The following is a 1,358-nucleotide window of genomic DNA, read 5'->3' as shown; positions in this document are numbered from 1 at the left end:
GCGCTCAGTGGTGGGGTACAGGCGGCCGGTTCGGCGCTGGCCCGGCTGATCGTGGCGGTGGTGGCAAAGTGGGTGCTCGTTTTCGGCGTCCTGATGGTGGGGTTCCTGGTCTTCAAGCTGCCTGCATTGGCGCTGCTGGCCGGTATCGCCGTCGGGTTGATGTTCCAGGTCCTGGCTCTGGCCAGGCGCTGATCCAATTTATTTAACTTAAGGTTCCGGACACATGGCAGGCGAGGCGCTTACTCCCACCTCCTACATCCAGCATCACCTGCACAACCTGACGATTCATATGCAGGAAGGTGGTTTCTGGGCGATCCACGTCGACACCATCGTGACCTCGGTCCTGATGGGCCTGTTGATGGTGTTCGGTTTCTGGATGGCCACCCGCAAGGCCACTGCCGGCGTTCCGGGCAAGTGGCAGGCGTTCGTGGAAATCTGCCTGGAGTTCGTTGACCGCCAGGCCAAGGACACCTACCACGGCACCAGCAAGCTGGTGACCCCGATCGCGATCACGATCTTCTTCTGGATCCTGTTGATGAACCTCATCAAGATGATCCCGGCCGACTTCATCGCGCTGCCGCTGGAAGCCCTCGGCGTGCCGTACTGGAAGCCGGTTCCCACCGCCGACGTCAATGCCACCCTGGGCATGTCGATCAGCGTGTTCTTCCTGATGCTGTTCTTCGCGCTGCGCTCCAAGGGCCTGGGTGGTTTCACCAAGGAATTCCTGACCGCGCCGTTCGGCAAGTGGCTGATGCCGTTCAACCTCATCCTCAACATCGTCGAGTGGCTCAGCAAGCCGATCTCGCTGGCGATGCGACTGTTCGGCAACATGTTCGGCGGCGAAATCGTCTTCCTGCTGATCTGGGTGCTGGGCGGTGCCGGCATTGCCGGTGCCATCGCGGGCGGCGCATTCGGCCTGGGCTGGATGCTGTTCCACCTGCTGGTGATTCCGCTGCAGGCTTTCATCTTCATGATGCTGTCGATCGTGTACCTGAGCCTGTCGGAAGACAGTCACTGAGTTTCGCTTCACCCTTCATCCGTTTCATTACCCTTAGCAACTTAAGTTCCTGGAGATAACCATGTACTTCGCCGTCCTGACCAACTTCGCCCAGATTCAGAGCTCCACCGCCCTCGCCGTCGGCATCATGATCGGCTTGGCCGCGCTGGGTGCCGGTCTCGGTCTGGCCATCATGTCCGGTAAGTTCCTGGAGTCGGCCGCTCGCCAGCCGGAACTGATCCCGGTCCTGCAGGTCCGCATGTTCATCACCGCCGGCCTGATCGACGCCGCGTTCATCATCTCGGTCGCCGTCGGCCTGCTGCTGGCCTTCGCCAACCCGCTGTCGCAGGCGCTGCTGGAC

Annotated in this window: 2 protein-coding genes and 1 pseudogene; all 3 read left to right on the top strand. The window is 61.2% G+C overall.

The window, feature by feature from the left end:
* Positions 1-192: pseudogene (locus AC1DQP_RS20555) on the top strand (hypothetical protein); the annotation flags it as partial.
* Between the two features lie 31 nt (positions 193-223).
* Positions 224-1,018, top strand: a complete 795-nt coding sequence (gene atpB, locus AC1DQP_RS20550; protein WP_256776898.1) for a F0F1 ATP synthase subunit A — start codon at positions 224-226, stop codon at positions 1,016-1,018.
* A gap of 61 nt (positions 1,019-1,079) precedes the next feature.
* Positions 1,080-1,358, top strand: a 279-nt coding sequence (atpE, locus tag AC1DQP_RS20545; protein ID WP_478052438.1) for a F0F1 ATP synthase subunit C, incomplete at its 3' end; no start/stop codon positions are given.

The organism is Stenotrophomonas sp. P5_A8 (assembly GCF_056400545.1).
Note: the sequence above shows the minus strand (reverse complement) of the source record. Positions and strands in the feature narration are given on the sequence as shown.

What these genes read in the sequence shown, in the direction of transcription:
- atpB (WP_256776898.1), top strand. Translation starts at nt 224, where the DNA reads ATGGCAGGCGAGGCGCTTACTCCCACCTCCTACATCCAGCATCACCTG.